Consider the following 17,886-nt stretch of genomic DNA (forward strand, 5'->3'; position numbering starts at 1 on the left):
TTGATGAAAATTATATTAGGTTTCATATTTTTTCTGGTAAATATCGTTTCTGTTAAAGCTCAATATGATTTTGAAAATTACCCTAAAATAAAATTTAAAGATTATCAATGGGACTTTACAGAGCTAGAAGACAAGTTTGTTCATAAAATAGATGTTCCTAATTTTTACAATAATTCAAAACCTTTGTCAGTAGAAATAAAATATTTCGCAGGAATTTCGAGGAATTCAGAAATTAATATCTCTGGAACAATCTATCAAGAAGATATTCCTTTTACACCGATAGGTTTAGATTCATTGAGAATTGCAGATGTAAATGGAGACGGACTTAATGATATTAAAATCATTTCGTACTATATGGGGAATGGTTTTGCTTCTTTGAATGTAAGGGTGATTTATTTTTTCCAAGAAGAAAATGGAAAATTTATTAAAATCGCCTATAATGATAAAATGGGTACTAATAGATTTGAAAGAGATTTTGATGGAGACGGTAATTTTGAAATCATCACAATGAAAATCCAAAACCATAAGAATCATAATTATTGGCTTTTCAATATTTATGATTTTATTGAAGGAAAATTAAAGAATGTAAATTCAAAAGCGAACTATCCAATTATGATCCAAATTTTGGACAACGAGACATTTAAAATTACAAACAAGTTAAGCAGACAAGAAATGAAGAAATATGAAGTGATTCAACCAGAAGATGATAATTATTAAAATAGATTTGTTGGTGTGAAAAAAGCATTCAAAATACTCGGTAAAACACTATTAGGAATCGTTGGTTTTGTAATTGTATATATATTATTTGCTTTTGTTTTGTCGCGAATCACAGTAAATTCAGAAGACGAAGACAAAAACGAAGACGTAACAATCTACATCAAAACCAACGGTGTTCATACCGATATTGTCGTGCCCATAAAAACCGAATTCAAGGATTGGAGCGAGAAAGTACAATTTTCGCATATTAAATCCCAAGATTCCACAACGCAATATATAGGATTTGGCTGGGGCGACAAGGGATTCTATCTCAACACACCCGAATGGGCCGATTTGAAGTTCAGCACCGCCTTCAACGCCGCCTTCTATCTCGGAACTTCCGCCATGCACGCCACTTTCTATAAGCAGATAAGGGAAAGTGAAAGTTGTGTAAAAATCAACATCAGCAAAGCCGAATACGAAAAATTAATCGACTACATTGAACACAGTTTTCAGCATGATGCAAATGGAAATCCAATCTTGATTAACGCTACAACTTACGGTCAGAACGACAGTTTTTATGAAGCCAATCGAAAGTATCATTTGTTTTACACCTGCAATACTTGGGCAAATAATGCACTCAAAGCTTCCAATCAAAAAGCCGCACTTTGGACACCGTCTGACACTGGAATTTTCTGTCACTATCAATAAACTAAAAAGCCTAATTTTTTATTAAATATTTGTTCTTCAGTTTTCTATGGCAGGATAGTTGCTTAATTTTGGGTATGAAAAACCTCATTCTAAACCTACACAAGACGGCATTAATGGCTGTCTTTCTTATAACAACAAACCTATCGGCTCAAGATTATTCCCAAGTAGATCAAATCGTGAGCACTTACCCAAAATTTTCCAAAGCCGAAGATCTGGCCGAAAAAATCAATAAGGATTTCACCAAGGAAGATGAAAAAGCACGTGCCATTTTCTATTGGATTGCCACCAACATCAAATACGATGTAAAAGCCTATTATTCCCAAAGAAGCGACCGTCCGGTAGCTTATTCGTTTCGAAATCAAGAAGAAAAAATCGCCAAGCAACGACAATTCAAACTCGATTTTGCCAACAATGCAATAAAATCTAAAAAGGCTGTTTGCCAAGGATACACGGCTCTTTTCGATTATCTTTCGGAACTCACTGGACTCGAAAGCGTTACCATCACTGGAACAGCAAAGACAAATGTCACGCAAATCGGCAAGCTTCCCGGAGCCAGTGATCACGCTTGGAACGCTGTAAAAATCAACGGGAAATGGCATTTTGTAGAGCCAACTTGGGGATCAGGAGTTGTCGATCCTGTAAAACGCACATTTATCCCCAAATTCAACGATGCCTATTTTTTCACGCCGCCAGAAATTTTCATTCTCAACCATTTTCCAGACGATAAAAAGTGGCTTTTGGGCGAATTTACCGAGCAGGAATTTGCTTCCTATCCTTTGTATTTTGGCGAATATATTAGAGATAATTATACCATTTTGTCACCAAAATCAGGAATTTTCACTGGAAAAAAATACAACACCATCTCGTTTAAAATCCAAAATCTAAACCCCGAAGACCAGATAACCTATGCCTTCAGTCGTTTGAAAAAAGTCGAATTGCCACAAGTAAAACATACTGGGAATTTGACAGAATTTGATGTCTTCCTGCCTGATAATTCCAACGGTTATCTAACAATTTACATCAACGGGAAAGGAATTGCAGCCTATAAAATTCAGCGTTAATTTTTGGGCCAATTTCCAGCTTTCCATTACAAGTCCTCATTCAAAAAGCTTTTTTTCCAAGCCCCAAAAGGAGCTTCCGTTGGTCGCTCTTTTGGGTCAGGAAAAAATAGCTTTTTTGAATTCCGGGCTTTCCATTACAATCTGGGGCAGCTTCGCATCCGGAAACAGTATACAAGAATAAATCATTTTTTTAATTCCAATCCAAGGCTTCACGGCAAACTTCCATCTTCCATCTTCCATCTTCCAACTGAAAACTTCCCCACTTTTTCCCTACTTTTGAATCCTAAAACATCTATAACCTTCAATCAAACCCCATGAAGAAAAGTTGGTATCATCTTTTATTGCTTTTGCCTTTAGCATCCCTTGCACAGAAAGACCTCTTTAAATACGTACGTCCGATTATCGGAACCGAGAAAATGGGACACACCTATCCCGGAGCCACAGTTCCCTTCGGAGCCGTACAATTAAGTCCCGAAACCGATACCATCTCCTACGAACTCAACGGAAAATACAACGGCAAGGTCTATAACTATTGTGCAGGCTATCGCTATGAGGACAAGACCATCACCGGTTTCAGTCACACCCATTTCAGCGGAACAGGCCATTCCGATCTTGGTGATTTTCTTATCATGCCAACACAGGGAAAGTTGCAACTAAATCCCGGAACGGCAGACAATCCTTTGAATGGCTACCGCTCGGCTTTCTCACACGACAATGAATTGGCAGAAGCCGGATATTATAAAGTCAAACTCGACGACCACAACATCTTAGCAGAGCTAACCACTTCCCAAAGGGTCGGAATGCATCAATATACGTTTCCTAAATCGCCCGAATCACACATCATTTTCGACTTGATGTCGGGCATCTACCAGTATCCCGAAAAGAATGTCTGGACGTATGTTCGAGTAGTCAACGACACTTTGCTAACAGGCTACCGTCAAACCAACGGTTGGGCCAGAACACGGACTGTCTATTTCGCCATGTCATTTTCAAAACCCTTCAAAAAATACGGTCAGCAGAATTATGACGACAAGCAATCCTACCGAGGCTTTTGGCGTAAATTCAACCAAACGGAAAACTTCCCAGAAATAGCAGGCAAGAACATCAGGATGTATTTTGATTTTGATACCGATGAACAGGAAAAGGTCCAGATAAAATTCGCCCTTTCACCCGTAAGCCAGAAAAATGCCTTGGAAAACATGCAAACCGAAATACCGCATTGGGATTTCGAAAAAGTAAAGAACGAAGCACAAGCCGAATGGAACAAGGAACTGAACAAGATTGTGATCAACGCTTCCGAAGACGATAAGGTCAATTTTTATACCTCGATGTACCATACTTTTATCACACCAACCATCTACAATGATGTCAACGGCGAATACAAAGGTTTGGGTCAGGACGTTCATAAGGCCGATGGTTTTACCAACTACACCACCTTTTCGCTTTGGGATACCTACCGGGCCTTGCATCCCTTTTTCAACCTCATGCAACCTTCTCGCAACAGCGATATGGTGCAATCCATGATGGCTCATTACGACCAAAGTGCTTTGAAAATGTTGCCCATTTGGTCGCATTATGCCAATGACAACTGGTGCATGAGTGGCTACCACAGCGTTTCCGTAATTGTCGATGCAATAATCAAAGGCGTCTACAAAGGCAATCCCGAAGAAGCCCTCCAAGCCTGCATCTCCACCTCCAACCACCGCGACTATGAAGGAATTGGCTACTATATTGATAACGGATTCATTCCTGCCGAAAAGAGCGGAACCTCCATCTCCAATACGTTAGAATATGCCTACGACGACTGGTGCATTGCCCAATTGGCGAAACATCTGAACAAACAGGATGTTTATGAAGAATACACCAAACGTTCAGGCAATTGGCAAAATAATTTCGATGCCGAAACAGGGTTCATGCGGGCGAAACTAGCCGACGGCACCTTCAAGCCAAACCCAGATGTAATGAGCACACACGGTCAGGGATTCATCGAAGGGAATTCCTGGAACTACAGTTTCTTCGTACCCCACACCCCAGAGCTGCTGATGCAGAAGATGGGGGGCAAGGAGAAATTCGCCGAAAGGCTCGACAAATTGTTCACCATGCAATTGCCCGACGCCTTTTTTTCCGATACCGAAGATATTACTAGGGAAGGAATCATTGGCGGATACGTTCATGGAAACGAGCCAGCCCATCACGTGGCCTACCTCTACAATACCGCCGGACAGCCTTGGAAAACACAGGAAAGGGTAAGGATGATTTTAAAGATGCAATACAAAAACGCACCAGATGGCTTGGGAGGCAACGACGATTGTGGTCAAATGAGTGCCTGGTACATTTTCTCGTCACTTGGTTTCTATCCCGTCGCCCCGGGTTCGGTTGATTATGCCCTCGGAAGCCCAGCCCTAAAATCGGCCGTGTTACAACTCGAAAACGGAAAAACCTTTACCATCGAAGCAAAGAACCAAAGCGATAAAAATGTCTATGTCCAGAAAGTACTCCTCAACGGAAAACCCATCAAGGACTTTATTCTACGGCATAACGAAATCGTGGCAGGAGGGAAGCTGGTGTTTTATATGGGACCAAGAAGGTTGAATAGGTTTTTTTAAAAAAGAAATCAAGCAATCCGAACAATCCTAGCCTGCTGACACAAAGGATAACCACTGATAAAAGCTTCAGCCGATGCCTTCATTTCTTCATACGAAGTACCATAAAAGTATAGGGCTGTCGTGGTTTCGTCTTCCCAATAGCGATCGGCATTTTCTCTCGCACCGGTAAGTCGATAGATTTCCTTCTGAATAAAATCAAGATCCTCCGAAGTACAATTGTGCTCTTGCAAGTTTTCAGCATCCAGATAAACCGCCATGCCTTCCATCTTTCCAAACGGAATTTCTTCCTGTGTGGCATCAACTAACAATTTGGAGCCTTTTGGTGCACCACAATTTTCAAGATGTTCGATGATGGAATGGATAACAGTATAGTCAATGTTTTCACTTTCAAGCTCAATCTGGAGATCGCAAAAAACAATCTCTCCCGGTTCTTCCTTTGCAGTACCGCCACCGGTAACTTCTCCATAACTTTTTTCCTCCAGAAAAGCCGAAAGTGAACGGGTATAAACAATAGCTTTCTCTGCTGGAGAAAGTTTATCGTTCAGTTGTGCCACTAAATGAGTAACAGCAACTTCAGGCGATTTTATAAAAAAGTTGAGGAGTAGGTTTGGAAACATAACTTTAAAATTAGAATATTGATTTGCAGTAGTTTAGTACTGTAAATTGTATCCAAATTTAGACGGTATTCCCACAAAAAGTTTATGCGATTGCAGCTAAATCTTATAGGATTCCGCACAACAATAAAATTTTTACTAATTTCGTTATTACGTTAATCAGACGTTACAATCATCAAATCATAATCAAAAATCAAAAAACGATGAAACATTTCAAGTTTACTATGGCTTGCCTATTGGCCATTTTTCAAATCACCTTGCTTCAGTCCCAAACTCAAAAAGGACAATTGGTAAAAAACAAGACTATCACTTCATCCATGGGAAATGGAGAAAAACACCGCTACAAGGTACATTTAGACAAAAATCAGTTTGCGACTTTCCAGCTGATGCAAAAAGGAATCGACGTATTCATTACCACTTATGATCCAAATGGTATGAAACTGGACGACTTCGATAGTCCAAACGGAAAAGAAGGTGCAGAGAATGTTATCATCACTTCTACCATCAAAGGCGAATATGTGTTGGAAATTTATCCTGTAGACGATAAGCAATCAATAGGAAGCTATGATTTGCAAATCCTACAAATTAAACCAAAAGCTACCAAATCAAACGACAGGGTAGACGAGCTTTTCGCCATCTGGGACACACCATCTACTCCCGGAGCGTCAGTAGCAGTTATAAAAAACGGATCTATTATTTACAAGAAAGGTTACGGAATGTCGAATCTGGAATATGACATCAAGAACGATCCTACTACGGTATTCCACGTTGCATCGATATCCAAACAGTTTACTGTTTTTTCTATTTTGCTCTTGCAGAAGGAAGGCAAGCTTTCACTAGATGATGATATTCGGAAATACATACCCGAAGTACCTGATTTCGGGAAAACCATCACATTGAGGCATTTGGCGACACATACCAGCGGATTAAGGGATCAATGGAGTTTGGTAAGCATGGCAGGATGGCAAGCGGACGATCTTATTACGACCGAACAAATCCTGAAAATGGTCAGCAAACAAAAAGAGCTGAATTTCAATCCGGGAGATGAACTTGTGTATTGTAACACTGGTTTTACATTATTGGCAGAAGTTGTAGCAAGAGTTTCAGGGAAAACCTTTGCACAATTTACAGAAGAAAACATATTTAAGCCTTTGAAAATGTCGCATACGTTATTTTATGACAATCATGAAAAGATTGTAAAGAACAGGGCTTATTCCTATTCAACAGATGAAGGTGGCTACAAAAAGCTGATACTGAATTATGAAACCGTTGGGGCTACAAGCCTTTTTACAACTGCCGAAGATTTAAGCCTTTGGGCGATGAATTTTGAAGCATTAAAAGTGGGAGATTCAACTATAATCGAAACTATGAATACTCCTACTGCTTTGAGCAATGGACACAGGCCTGGAGGAGCCATGGGGCAATTTATAGGTCAATACAAAGGACTTAATGAAATACAGCATGGAGGTGCCGATGCAGGTTTTAGAAGTTTCCTTACCCGTTTTCCTGATGAGCACTTTGCCGTTGTGGTATTGAGCAATACGGCTGAATTTAATTCTGGAAGTATCGCCCATAAAATTGTGGACATCTATTTGGCTGACAAAATCAAGGAAGAAAAGAAAGAAGAAGTCCAACCAAAAACCATGGAAGAATCGGGAAGTGAAATCGCAATTGATAAGCAAGTATTGGAAAGTTATGTGGGTAATTACGAACTCAATCAAGGGTTTATCCTAAACGTCAGCCATACAGAAGGAAAACTGTTTGTGCAACCTACACTGCAACCACAATTTGCATTGAGGGCATTGACTACTGCCGAATTTAAAATTGATAATGTTGATGCAACCATGACATTTGTTCCGGATGCCGAAGGAAGAATCAACTCCATTACGTTTAAACAAGGTGGAAATGTAATGAATGCTCCTCGTGTAAAAGCCTTTGATGCATCAACAGTTAACTTGAAAGATTTTACAGGAAATTATTATAGCGAAGAGCTTTCCACACAGTATGCACTTGTACTTAAAGAAGGCAAACTATTCGCACAACATTATCGTTTGAGGGATTTTGAATTTACACCGTTCAAGGAAGGTTTCTTCGACAATCAGTTTGGTGTTGTAGAATTTGTGAGAGACACAAACGGTATTATTGCCGGATTCAAGCAGTCTTCAGATAGAGTAAAGAATCTATTATTCAGGAAGATATAATCTGAAGATGCAGGAAACATTATAAAGCCTCTGGGAGATTTCCTAGAGGTTTTTAGTATTAGTATTCCAATCTCCCTAAATAAAGATGCCGTCAGCTGTGTTTAAACGAAAAACAATCCCACACAAGCCTATTTTCCTGCTAGACAATTGCCCAATTCCCTTATTATTCTATCTTTGCACCTTCAAAAAATCAGCAGTTTGAGTCTTCCGACTTCCAGCTTCTAACTTCTAACTTTTCAAAATGATTACAGTTAACGATATTTCAGTACAATTTGGTGGTACAACACTTTTCAGCGATGTTTCTTTTGCCATAAATGAAAATGATAAAATTGCCCTTATGGGTAAAAATGGAGCGGGAAAATCTACGCTTCTAAAGATAATTGCCGGACAAAGCAAACCATCAACTGGAAGTATTTCGGCTCCAAAAGAAGCTGTAATTGCCTATTTGCCTCAGCATTTGCTAACCAAAGACGGTTCGACGGTTATGGAAGAAGCATCAAAGGCATTTGGCGAAATATTCAAAATGAAAGCCGAGATTGATGAAATAAACGAGCAACTAACCGTTCGAACTGATTATGAATCGGATGCTTATATGAAATTGATTGAAAGAGTTTCGGATTTAAGCGAGAAATATTATGCCATTGAGGAAGTAAATTACGAAGCCGAAGTCGAGAAAATTCTTGTTGGTTTAGGTTTTGAAAGAGAAGATTTTACACGCCAGACCTCTGAATTTTCGGGTGGTTGGAGAATGCGAATCGAATTGGCGAAGATCCTTCTGCAAAAACCCGATTTGATTTTGCTGGATGAGCCAACCAACCACATGGATATTGAAAGTATCCAATGGCTGGAAGACTTCTTGATCAATTCTGCCAAAGCGGTTGTAGTAATTTCACACGATAGGGCGTTTGTTGATAATATTACCAACAGAACTATCGAGGTAACAATGGGAAGAATCTATGACTACAAAGCCAAGTATTCTCATTATCTAGAGCTTCGAAAAGACAGAAGAATCCATCAGCAAAAAGCGTATGACGAACAGCAAAAAATGATTGCCGACAACCAAACGTTTATCGACCGTTTCAAGGGAACTTTTTCTAAAACTGATGCCGTTCAATCGAGAGTGAAAATGTTGGAAAAACTGGTGATTGTTCAAGTTGATGAGGTAGATACTTCTGCCTTGCGACTAAAATTTCCGCCAGCGGTTCGTTCAGGTCAATATCCGGTTGTGGTGAAGGATTTATCGAAATCCTATGGCGATCATGTGGTGTTCAAGGATGCGAATATTGTGATTGAAAGAGGCGAAAAAGTAGCTTTCGTTGGTAAGAATGGAGAAGGAAAATCAACGATGATCAAGGCCATTATGAAGGAAATCGGAATCGATAGCGGTTCTGTAGAAATCGGTCATAATGCTCAAATTGGTTATTTTGCTCAAAATCAAGCTTCATTGTTGGACGAGAATGCTACGATTTTTGAAACCATCGATAATATTGCAGTTGGAGAAATCCGTACACAGATAAAAAATATTTTAGGCGCTTTTATGTTTCATGGAGACGACACGACAAAAAAAGTGAAGGTGCTTTCGGGTGGAGAAAAAACACGTCTGGCGATGATTAAATTGTTGCTGGAACCAGTAAACTTGCTGATTTTGGATGAGCCTTCGAACCACTTGGATATGAAAACAAAAGACATTATTAAAGATGCTCTTCGCGATTTCGACGGAACTTTGATCCTTGTTTCACACGATCGTGATTTCTTAGACGGACTTGCAACAAAAGTCTTCGAATTCGGAAACAAAAGGGTGAAGGAACACTTTGAAGATATTGCAGGCTTCTTGGCCAATAAAAAAATGGAGAATCTTCGTGAGATTGAGAAATAGTGTTCAGTTTTAGATTGTAAATAAAACCATATTATAGTTAAGAGATTTACTTAATTATTGAATGGTTTTTGAAAAGTATAAAGAGTTAAAATGGATTTTCTTATAGCCCTGATTGGAGCAAATATCCTTTTGTTCTGGGGTTCAGAACAAAAGATATTGTGGAAAGCAGGAATATGGTTTCCAAACACAAGCCAAGCGATTCGCTCCTACTTTTTAATCAGTTGAATTAAATCGATTATTCTGGACGAATATCCAATTTCGTTGTCATACCAACCCACAACTTTCACCATCTTGTCGATAACGGAAGTCAATTGGGCATCAAAAAGACAGGAGTTTTGGTTACCAATAATATCTACTGAAACAATTGGGTCTTCGGTGTAGGCCAAAATGCCTTTTAGTTCATTTTCGGCAACTTGCTTAAATCTCGCATTGATTTCTTCGATGGTCACTTCTCTTTTTACGTAGCAAGTTATATCGGTCAAGGAACCGTCTGGAACGGGAACGCGTATGCCACTTCCTCCAATCTTGCCTTCAAATTCAGGGAAAATCTTGGTCAAAGCTTTTGCGGCTCCGGTTGTTGTTGGAACGATGGATTGGCTTGCTCCTCGGGCTCTTCGTAAATCTTTATGAGGCTGGTCGTGCAGGCTTTGGTCGGTAGTGTAGGAGTGGACCGTTGTGATATAGGCCTGTTCGATACCGCAAAGTTCGCTGATGACCTTGATCATCGGAGCGGCATTGTTGGTGGTGCAACTGGCGTTGGAAACAATGGTTTCCGAACCGTCCAAAGTGTTTTCGTTGACACCGATAACAATGGTCTTGATGCCGTCGACTTCTGCAGGAGCCGACAAGATTACCTTTTTGGCTCCCGCCAAAATATGGGCGTTTATTTCATCGAAGGTTTTATATTTTCCGGTAGATTCTACTACGATATCTACGTTTGCCAATTCCCAGTTGAGGTTGGAAATGCTTTTTTCGTGGAAAAATAAATAAGGTTTTCCATCAACAATGATGTTATTTTCGTCAAACGAACATTCATAAGGCAAAACCCCATGGATGCTGTCGTATTTTATCAAATGCGACATCGTTCTGTTATCGGCAATGTCGTTGATGGCAACGATTTCTATGGAAGGATGGTTGAGCAAAAGGCGGAACAAATTTCGTCCGATTCTTCCAAAACCATTGATGGCGATTCTTGTTTTTGTCATTTATTTTGGCAACAGTTTTTAAAATCTATCCCGAAGAATCGGGACTAAAATCTGCAATCTAAAATTAATTAAAGTATATGTTTCTGAGCTTTATAAGAAGACCTTACCAAAGCACCACTTTCAACGTGACGGAATCCTAATTCCAAACCAATTTTTTCGTATTTCGCAAACTGATCTGGTGTGATGTATTCCTTCACCGGAAGGTGTTTTTTGCTTGGTTGCAAGTATTGGCCAATCGTTACTACATCTACGTTTGCATCACGCAAATCGTGCAAAGTCTGGATTACTTCCTCTTCGGTTTCGCCTAAACCAAGCATAATTCCTGATTTGGTTCTGTTTACTCCTTTTTCTTTCAAATAACGCAAAACCTCTAGGCTTTTGTCGTATTTTGCTTGGATTCTTACCTCACGCGTCAAACGACGAACGGTTTCCATATTGTGTGAAACCACCTCAGGATTGGCTTCTACAATTCTATCTAAATTTCTTGTATTTCCTTGAAAATCGGGGATTAAGGTTTCCAAAGTTGTGTTAGGATTCATCCTCCTGATGGCACGAACGGTTTCCAACCAAATGATGGAACCCATGTCTTTTAAATCGTCACGATCTACACTTGTTACCACAGCATGTTTGATGTTCATGATCTTGATGGAACGCGCCACTTTTTCCGGTTCGTCCCAATCTACTGTTTCTGGTCTTCCAGTTTTTACACCACAAAAACCACACGAACGCGTACAAACATTACCCAAAATCATAAACGTAGCCGTTCCTTCACCCCAGCATTCGCCCATATTTGGGCAACTTCCTGAAGTACAGATGGTGTTGAGCTTATATTTGTCAACCAAACCACGAAGCTCGGTATATTTTTGTCCGATTGGTAATTTCACTTTCAGCCATTTTGGCTTTCCCGTTGGCAATACATTCGATTCTAAAACAGTTTCCATAATCAAAATTTTCAAGGCACAAAGATAAGGAATAATGATTTTAGATTGCAGATTTCTGATTTTAGATTTGGGGGTGGGAGGTTTAAAGTTTTCTTAATGTTTTTCAGGAACGAATCGTTTGGGTGTTTTGGAAATCCTTATTCCTGCTTTCCGTTCCATCCCGATGAAAAATCGGGATCCACTCCAAACAATTTTTGTTTACCAAACTCTTGTAAGAATAAAGCGAGATAATACTGGAGTAGTAGTGGAGTGGATTTTTTGAATGTTAAGAAAAGTTAGGATAAACATTTTTATTAGTATTCATTCTTAAAATTTTAGAATGTTAGTAAAAAATTTTCATCACTTGAGCTTTTAATTGATTCTTGTATTTCTGATAAAGCAATTGAAGCTTTTTTTTGATTTATTACAGGTACCTCATGTCTTGCAAGAAAATGTTTTATGATATCGTTGGTTTTTTCAAAATTATCCAAGGTGTTTAAATATGAGTTTTTCCTGTCGGTAACGGAATAGGGATGTCTCGACTTAAGTTTTAAATCAATTTTATGTCTAGACGGTTTCATTTTTATTCTTGTCACAAAACTATAATCTTTATCATCTAAAAAGTTGAGTAAAATTAATTGTGGATTAATGATTCTAGGTACCTTTATACAACTTATTTGATTTTCATCAGGAACTACATTCATGCCAATCGACATTCTTTTTTTTCCTTTTAGGTTTCTTAATAACTCAAATATTTCCGAGGGGCTATTTTCTCTCGTGCGAGGTTCAAAAGGGAAATTTATTAAATATAAATCATAAATAAAAGCTAGTTGTTGTCTTTCTAATTTAGATTTTGAATCTGGAAAATTTTTATAAGAAACTTTCATATGTTTAGTAAAATCTTGTAGTAACTTGTAAAGGACAATATTCTTAAATCCGCGAGGATCTATAGATTCATATAAGTCAATTATATTTAGGTAAAGTTCATTACTTTCATGAAAGCAGATTTTTAAAAGAATTTCATTTTGTTTGTCTTTGGCGTCTAAATAAATAAATTGTGAGGCAAAATACTCTTGTAATGATTTATGCGACCATTTGTAATAAACCCCATCCAAAGAAAATATGGGAACTGTAATTATTAAATCCTTTATAAAGTCTGATGGTTTTACTTTGATGTCACCACAATATTTTATCGCTTTCGAAATAATGTCTTCTAGTTGGTCACGTGTAAATTCTATTTGATTTCCATTAACAAGACATAAATAGCCAAAAATTCGTAAAATTCGTAAAAAATCATCTATTCCTAATCCACTGTGTTTATCTCTTTCAAAAGAATCTCCTTTTGACAAGTCGTGGGAGTCATATAATGCATCAAAAACTTGTCTATAAAAGATATGCTTTTTAAATGGTATAGTTTGTTTATGTTCAAAAGCTGTATATAGTAAAGAAACGAGAAGTGGTGTTGTAAGATATTCTTTTATGTTAGGAAAAACAGAAGACTCTTTTAACTTTTTTATTAGAAGTTCAGATAATTCCCCACTTTGATCATATTTTCGAAGGAGGTCAAATGCCTCTAAAGAGTTTAAAGGCCTTATCTGAAACTTTAAAAAATCACCAAAAGATGTCAATGCATTTTCAGGACGAGAAGTTAATACAAATCTGTTTTTATTTGCTTTGGTTGTAAATTGTTGGATTTCGGATGTAACTTTAGCTCTTTCATTAAGCTGAATTTCATCAAATCCATCTAAAAAGAAAATGAAATCACCTCGTTTAACTAAATCTAATATAAACTGTTTGTCTAGAGTTTCGTTTATTGGATTTAATTGTTCGAGAATTTCTTCGATTATCCCCTTGTTTTTTGATAAACGCCTTAATTCTATTAGTATAGGTACTCCTTTGTTCATTTCAATACATGAAAGTAATAGTTTTTTAGACAAAGTTGATTTACCCATACCAGCTGTGTCTGTAATCAAAATCTTATTTGAATTTTTGAAAAGGTCATCTGAAAAAACATCAATTTTTAGTTCTTCTTTTGTCTCTTCACATCTTAATTTTAAAGGAATGTAAACATCATGAAGCCAAACCTGACGTTTTTTAAAAGCGACAGTATTCAATATTGCACATTTTTCATACAACTCATCAAGATAGTCAATAAATTTGTTTTCAAAATATTGGTCAATTACTTTTCCCTCACGGGACATTTTTTTTTGAAATTCTTGAAATTTGGGCAACAAAAAGGTTTCAAAAACAATTTTTGTTAATGGAGTAATTATACTAGCAATGTCTTTTATATTTGAAAGATCCATTTATATGAGAATTTTTAATTAGTGTTTTTTTGATTCTTGAGAAATGAGAGGGCTTTAAAATTATTAAATCAACATTAATAGCTATCTAATAATTTCCCAAACTTAAACCATCTTTTTCAAATCACCTTATGATTTTCTGTAAAATCAAAAAAAAGATCAAAACTGGATAAGGAAAAAGATCTGACACTAAAAAAATAAACCGCAAAAAGCTTTAATCCCTTTGCGGTTTTAGATTTCAATATAATTACTATCTCAATTGAACATTTATTGGAAGATTGTAGGCCGTTCTCACGGGTTTTCCACCAATCATTCCCGGTTCCCATTTTATCTTTAAGGATTTTAAGACGCGAATTGCTTCTTTATCCAAACCATAACCAGGGTTTCGGGGAACTCTTATATCCCCGAAGCTTCGGGACGTGTTCCTGCTTTCCGTTCCATCCCGATGAAAAATCGGGATCCACTCCAATCAGGGTTAGGGAGGAATCTATTTGCGTTTTGGAAACTTTTCAAACAGGATTGTAAAAATAATTACTTCTATATCAGGCTTTGTGATCAATTGAAGACCTAACAGGTTTTCAAAACCTGTTAGGTCTAGCAATATAAATCACGTAATTTATTTTCTAATGAAAAATGCTAACAGCAATCACCACAATCAAGGTTATCACGACAGCCAACAACAATAGGGCGGATTGGAGGGAAGTGTTTTCCAATAAGACATTATTAGAATCTTTCCACGCAACCTTATTCGTAATTTTAAGTCTTATATAAAAACTAAAACAAACAATATGAAAAATATATTTTTAGCCTTGATTGCTTTTACTTTTTTAGGCTCTTGTGCAAGTGATGATAATGCTGCTAATTGCCTTTCGTATTCAGAAGCCTATGTTGATACTGTAGCGTCAATAGAAACCGCAGATGCGGCAGGCTTTCTGTATAAAGTTAATTTTTTTGTTGGTAATGGTTGTGGCGGTTTCGGCTCTTTTGAAGAAACGGTTGATGGAAATACGATTACCATTAAACTTATAGCCAAATTTGAAGGCTGTATTTGTACGGAAGCAATAGAGCAGAGGGATGCGGTTTATAGTTTTATCCCTCCAGCATCGGGAACTTATACGTTGAAATTTAAGGACAGTGAAAATACTTTTATTACGAAAATGGTTACTGCAGAGTAATTATAAATTGGTTGTTAGATAGGAAAATCCCTTTCAATTGAAGGGGATTTTTTTTTTTGGAACATCATTTACCTATTCAGCGACCATTCCAACGCTTTTACTTTTGTTGCTCTAAAAACAGTAGTGTGTTGTTCCTTTGGCTCATCAGAATAGTGCCATTTTAGGTTTTTACTATTTTCCGATTCTAGTGTTTTCGAAAGAATTCTGGTACTGATATGAATATCTTCGGCATCTGAACCTGCAAACCATAATCTCTTTTCTTCTGTTGGAAATTTTGCCAGCTGTTGTTTTGCGGTTTTCACCAAATATTGGTTGTTCCACCAAAGGGAAGGATCGAAGGCAATATAGAAATCGAACATTTCAGGATGTGTCAGAAACGTTTCCACTACGAAAAGTCCGGCTAAGGATTCACCAATAATTCCTTTTTCAGGATTAGTCCTGTAACGCTTGTTGATTTCGGCAAAGAGTTCATCGTTCACAAATGCCCTAAATTTTTCAGAACCTCCCACAATCGGTGCAATTTCTTTGTCTTTCGCCACTTCTGTTGGTCCCGTCAGATCTCTTCTTCTCTTGGTATTTTCAATTCCAACCAAAATGATCGGTTTGATTTTTTTCGATTTTATAAGTTCGGAAAGCGTATTGGCAATATGCGGAAAATCCTCTTTTATTCCACCGTCCAGCATATACAGAACAGGAAGAGATTCGCTAGTTTTTGTATATTCTTCAGGTGTCCAAACGTTGATGGTTCTTGTTTCTGCCACAGCTTTCGAAACGACTTTAAAAGTATCGTGTTTCGGGATTGGGTCTTGGTTTTGAGGAGCATTTTGGAAACATGTTAGCTTAAAGAACAAGAATAGGTAGAGTGCAATTGTTTTCATGGTTTTTGGTTTATAAGTTGTACTAATTCTTTTGTCATTCAATTTCTAAGACTATATCAGACACTTTAAATTCCTTATTATCGATAGTAATCTTTATAGTATGAAAAAAGAGAATATCTCCCGATTTCAAAGAAGTAAAATGTTCTTTCAATTTGTCTAAACTTCCATTTCGGGAATGTGCAGGTATTCTGGTCTTTTTGTTTTCTTCAACGATAACGAGTTCAAAACTTGCATCCCACGAAAAATTTATACATTCTAAATCATCAGAAAACAACTCTAATCGAGCCGATTTGCTAAAGCGATTAACATCATTAATGATTTTTTCAAAACCATTAATATTCAAGAAAAATTCAGGTGCTTTAACGCGATAGTTTTCTTTGGCAATCAATTTTCCAGATTTGTTGTAGATTCTAATTTCTGCAACTCCAATGCTGTCTGGAAAAATAACAAATTTACAATCAGCATTGTTTTGTTCAATCTTTCCATTATCAGTCGTAACCACATAATTTCGACAGTTCTTGTCAAATATGGTGATTGGATTTGCAATTGACTGTATCAAATTTTGTTTCCTTTCCAATACCAAAGAAATTTCCTGAGCATTACTGGAATAGCCCAAAAGCAATAGGAGTATTAAATAATTTCTCATCATTACCTACTTTCCTTTTTCACCGCCGAAACATCCTTTTTAAGCAACAGCAGTTCATTTCCTTTAAACTCATAAACATGTTTTTCAGTCCAATGGTTGGAGATGCTTTCCCGCATGTTTATACCTTGAACCTTAAAAGAAACAATAATCTGATTCCCCTCCACTTCCAGATTAATTTCATCAAACGTATTCTGAATCGTGGCACCGTCTGGAATCGTTGGGCAATTTTCCAGCTCTTTTAATATGTCCTTGTCGTTTCGGAACCAAAAACGCAACAAGTCCAGATGCGGATTCGAGCATTGGTAGCCCAAACCCAAAGCTTCGAGAATCTTGCACCTCAAATTGCTTCTGCTTTCTGTTGGTTGTCCGTCCCATTCGCATTCATTTCCGATAAAGGTTGCCACATAGGCCAAAGCGGCTTTTTCGGGTTCAGAAATAGTTTTGATGTAGTTTTCGTTGAGTACGATACTGTTCACTTCCATCTTCAATTCTTCATTATAAAGATTTTTCCGCCACAGGAATTTGATTTTCTTATTGGTGAGTTGTAACGGTTTCAATAATTTACTACCAATCAAAAATTCTGTATGATCCAGATAGTCTGGGTCTCCGGCAGGGCGAAGGCTGTCCATTTTCCATTCAATGGCTATTTTGTCGCCTCTCACGAAAGTGACTTCTCCCGTGTTGTAAATCAGTCCGATGGTGTCCTTGTTTTTGGCCACACTAAAGATGAAATCATCGCCTTGGTCGTTGAAACCTACAAACTCTACCGTATCGGCATAAATGGTTCCGAGTGTCAGGGTTTCGTTCAGTCGCAACCTACTGCTAAAATCTTTTTGGAGGCTGTCTGACGGATTGATGACTATTGCATCTTCCGGTAATACATTTGTCTTGGGTTTGTTTTCGCAGGAGAATAGGAGGGTTGCGAGTATTATTGATAGGACTATTTTTTTCATGGTAGTGAAGTTGGTTTCAATTCTTTGATTTAAAGATAATG

Annotated in this window: 15 protein-coding genes; 7 read left to right on the forward strand and 8 right to left on the reverse strand. The window is 37.6% G+C overall.

Translation table 11 applies throughout. From position 1 onward, the window contains the following. Positions 1-3: 3 nt before the first annotated feature. The 4 genes from J2X31_RS08710 to J2X31_RS08725 all read left to right on the forward strand — a co-directional run bounded on the left by J2X31_RS08710 (position 4) and on the right by J2X31_RS08725 (position 5,074). Positions 4-717, forward strand: a complete 714-nt coding sequence (locus tag J2X31_RS08710; RefSeq protein WP_310026060.1) for a hypothetical protein — start codon at positions 4-6, stop codon at positions 715-717. 15 nt (positions 718-732) lie between these two features. Next, positions 733-1,407, forward strand: coding sequence for a TIGR02117 family protein (locus J2X31_RS08715; RefSeq protein ID WP_310026062.1), 675 nt, complete (start codon positions 733-735; stop codon positions 1,405-1,407). A gap of 74 nt (positions 1,408-1,481) precedes the next feature. Then, the gene (locus tag J2X31_RS08720) at positions 1,482-2,468 is read left to right on the forward strand and encodes a transglutaminase domain-containing protein (protein ID WP_310026063.1); all 987 of its coding nucleotides are present in this window, start codon (positions 1,482-1,484) and stop codon (positions 2,466-2,468) included. 314 nt (positions 2,469-2,782) lie between these two features. After that, positions 2,783-5,074 (forward strand): GH92 family glycosyl hydrolase, encoded by a 2,292-nt coding sequence (locus tag J2X31_RS08725; protein WP_310026064.1) that lies wholly within the window; start codon positions 2,783-2,785, stop codon positions 5,072-5,074. Between the two features lie 8 nt (positions 5,075-5,082). Here the strand turns inward: J2X31_RS08725 and J2X31_RS08730 are convergent, their stop codons facing one another. Then, positions 5,083-5,691, reverse strand: coding sequence for a hypothetical protein (locus J2X31_RS08730; protein ID WP_310026065.1), 609 nt, complete (start codon positions 5,689-5,691; stop codon positions 5,083-5,085). Positions 5,692-5,891: 200 nt separating this feature from the next. Between J2X31_RS08730 and J2X31_RS08735 the strand changes: the two genes are divergently transcribed. Both J2X31_RS08735 and J2X31_RS08740 read left to right on the forward strand, forming a co-directional pair. Further along, complete coding sequence (locus J2X31_RS08735) at positions 5,892-7,889, forward strand: serine hydrolase (RefSeq protein WP_310026066.1); 1,998 nt, start codon at positions 5,892-5,894, stop codon at positions 7,887-7,889. Between the two features lie 241 nt (positions 7,890-8,130). After that, positions 8,131-9,765 (forward strand): ABC-F family ATP-binding cassette domain-containing protein, encoded by a 1,635-nt coding sequence (locus J2X31_RS08740; RefSeq protein ID WP_310026067.1) that lies wholly within the window; start codon positions 8,131-8,133, stop codon positions 9,763-9,765. 206 nt (positions 9,766-9,971) lie between these two features. On the opposite strand, the gene gap is transcribed toward J2X31_RS08740, so the two are convergent. The 4 genes from gap to J2X31_RS08760 all read right to left on the reverse strand — a co-directional run bounded on the left by gap (position 9,972) and on the right by J2X31_RS08760 (position 14,662). Next, complete coding sequence (gene gap / locus J2X31_RS08745) at positions 9,972-10,970, reverse strand: type I glyceraldehyde-3-phosphate dehydrogenase (protein WP_310026068.1); 999 nt, start codon at positions 10,968-10,970, stop codon at positions 9,972-9,974. 68 nt (positions 10,971-11,038) lie between these two features. Next, positions 11,039-11,911: a lipoyl synthase gene (lipA, locus tag J2X31_RS08750; protein ID WP_026704223.1), complete on the reverse strand. Its 873-nt coding sequence runs from the start codon at positions 11,909-11,911 to the stop codon at positions 11,039-11,041. A 314-nt stretch (positions 11,912-12,225) separates the two neighbouring features. Then, a complete protein-coding gene (locus tag J2X31_RS08755) occupies positions 12,226-14,196 on the reverse strand; it encodes an NACHT domain-containing protein (protein ID WP_310026070.1) in 1,971 nt (656 codons plus the stop codon). 247 nt (positions 14,197-14,443) lie between these two features. Beyond that, on the reverse strand, positions 14,444-14,662 hold the full coding sequence (locus J2X31_RS08760; protein WP_310026071.1) for an energy transducer TonB: 219 nt from the start codon (positions 14,660-14,662) through the stop codon (positions 14,444-14,446). A gap of 319 nt (positions 14,663-14,981) precedes the next feature. Here J2X31_RS08760 and J2X31_RS08765 point away from each other — a divergent pair, with 319 nt between their 5' ends. Next, positions 14,982-15,368, forward strand: a complete 387-nt coding sequence (locus J2X31_RS08765) for a hypothetical protein (RefSeq protein WP_310026072.1) — start codon at positions 14,982-14,984, stop codon at positions 15,366-15,368. A gap of 68 nt (positions 15,369-15,436) precedes the next feature. Here J2X31_RS08765 and J2X31_RS08770 read toward each other — a convergent pair whose 3' ends face one another. From J2X31_RS08770 to J2X31_RS08780, 3 genes are read right to left on the reverse strand one after another with little or no spacing between them, the layout of a single operon-like run. Continuing rightward, positions 15,437-16,246 carry an alpha/beta hydrolase gene (locus tag J2X31_RS08770; protein ID WP_310026074.1) on the reverse strand — a complete coding sequence of 270 codons (810 nt, stop codon included), beginning with the start codon at positions 16,244-16,246 and terminating at the stop codon, positions 15,437-15,439. A 34-nt stretch (positions 16,247-16,280) separates the two neighbouring features. Further along, positions 16,281-16,895, reverse strand: coding sequence for a GldM family protein (locus J2X31_RS08775; protein ID WP_310026076.1), 615 nt, complete (start codon positions 16,893-16,895; stop codon positions 16,281-16,283). Continuing rightward, positions 16,895-17,845, reverse strand: coding sequence for a hypothetical protein (locus tag J2X31_RS08780; protein WP_310026077.1), 951 nt, complete (start codon positions 17,843-17,845; stop codon positions 16,895-16,897). Before J2X31_RS08780 ends, J2X31_RS08775 begins: the two co-directional genes overlap by 1 nt. Between the last annotated feature and the right edge of the window lie 41 nt (positions 17,846-17,886).

The sequence above is a fragment of the Flavobacterium arsenatis genome, from assembly GCF_031456785.1.
Classification (GTDB): domain Bacteria; phylum Bacteroidota; class Bacteroidia; order Flavobacteriales; family Flavobacteriaceae; genus Flavobacterium; species Flavobacterium arsenatis.

What these genes read in the sequence shown, in the direction of transcription:
- J2X31_RS08770 (WP_310026074.1), bottom strand. Translation starts at nt 16,246, where the DNA reads ATGAAAACAATTGCACTCTACCTATTCTTGTTCTTTAAGCTAACATGT.
- J2X31_RS08720 (WP_310026063.1), top strand. Translation starts at nt 1,482, where the DNA reads ATGAAAAACCTCATTCTAAACCTACACAAGACGGCATTAATGGCTGTC.
- J2X31_RS08755 (WP_310026070.1), bottom strand. Translation starts at nt 14,196, where the DNA reads ATGGATCTTTCAAATATAAAAGACATTGCTAGTATAATTACTCCATTA.
- J2X31_RS08765 (WP_310026072.1), top strand. Translation starts at nt 14,982, where the DNA reads ATGAAAAATATATTTTTAGCCTTGATTGCTTTTACTTTTTTAGGCTCT.
- gap (WP_310026068.1), bottom strand. Translation starts at nt 10,970, where the DNA reads ATGACAAAAACAAGAATCGCCATCAATGGTTTTGGAAGAATCGGACGA.
- J2X31_RS08730 (WP_310026065.1), bottom strand. Translation starts at nt 5,691, where the DNA reads ATGTTTCCAAACCTACTCCTCAACTTTTTTATAAAATCGCCTGAAGTT.
- J2X31_RS08775 (WP_310026076.1), bottom strand. Translation starts at nt 16,895, where the DNA reads ATGATGAGAAATTATTTAATACTCCTATTGCTTTTGGGCTATTCCAGT.
- J2X31_RS08780 (WP_310026077.1), bottom strand. Translation starts at nt 17,845, where the DNA reads ATGAAAAAAATAGTCCTATCAATAATACTCGCAACCCTCCTATTCTCC.
- J2X31_RS08735 (WP_310026066.1), top strand. Translation starts at nt 5,892, where the DNA reads ATGAAACATTTCAAGTTTACTATGGCTTGCCTATTGGCCATTTTTCAA.
- J2X31_RS08725 (WP_310026064.1), top strand. Translation starts at nt 2,783, where the DNA reads ATGAAGAAAAGTTGGTATCATCTTTTATTGCTTTTGCCTTTAGCATCC.
- lipA (WP_026704223.1), bottom strand. Translation starts at nt 11,911, where the DNA reads ATGGAAACTGTTTTAGAATCGAATGTATTGCCAACGGGAAAGCCAAAA.
- J2X31_RS08740 (WP_310026067.1), top strand. Translation starts at nt 8,131, where the DNA reads ATGATTACAGTTAACGATATTTCAGTACAATTTGGTGGTACAACACTT.
- J2X31_RS08710 (WP_310026060.1), top strand. Translation starts at nt 4, where the DNA reads ATGAAAATTATATTAGGTTTCATATTTTTTCTGGTAAATATCGTTTCT.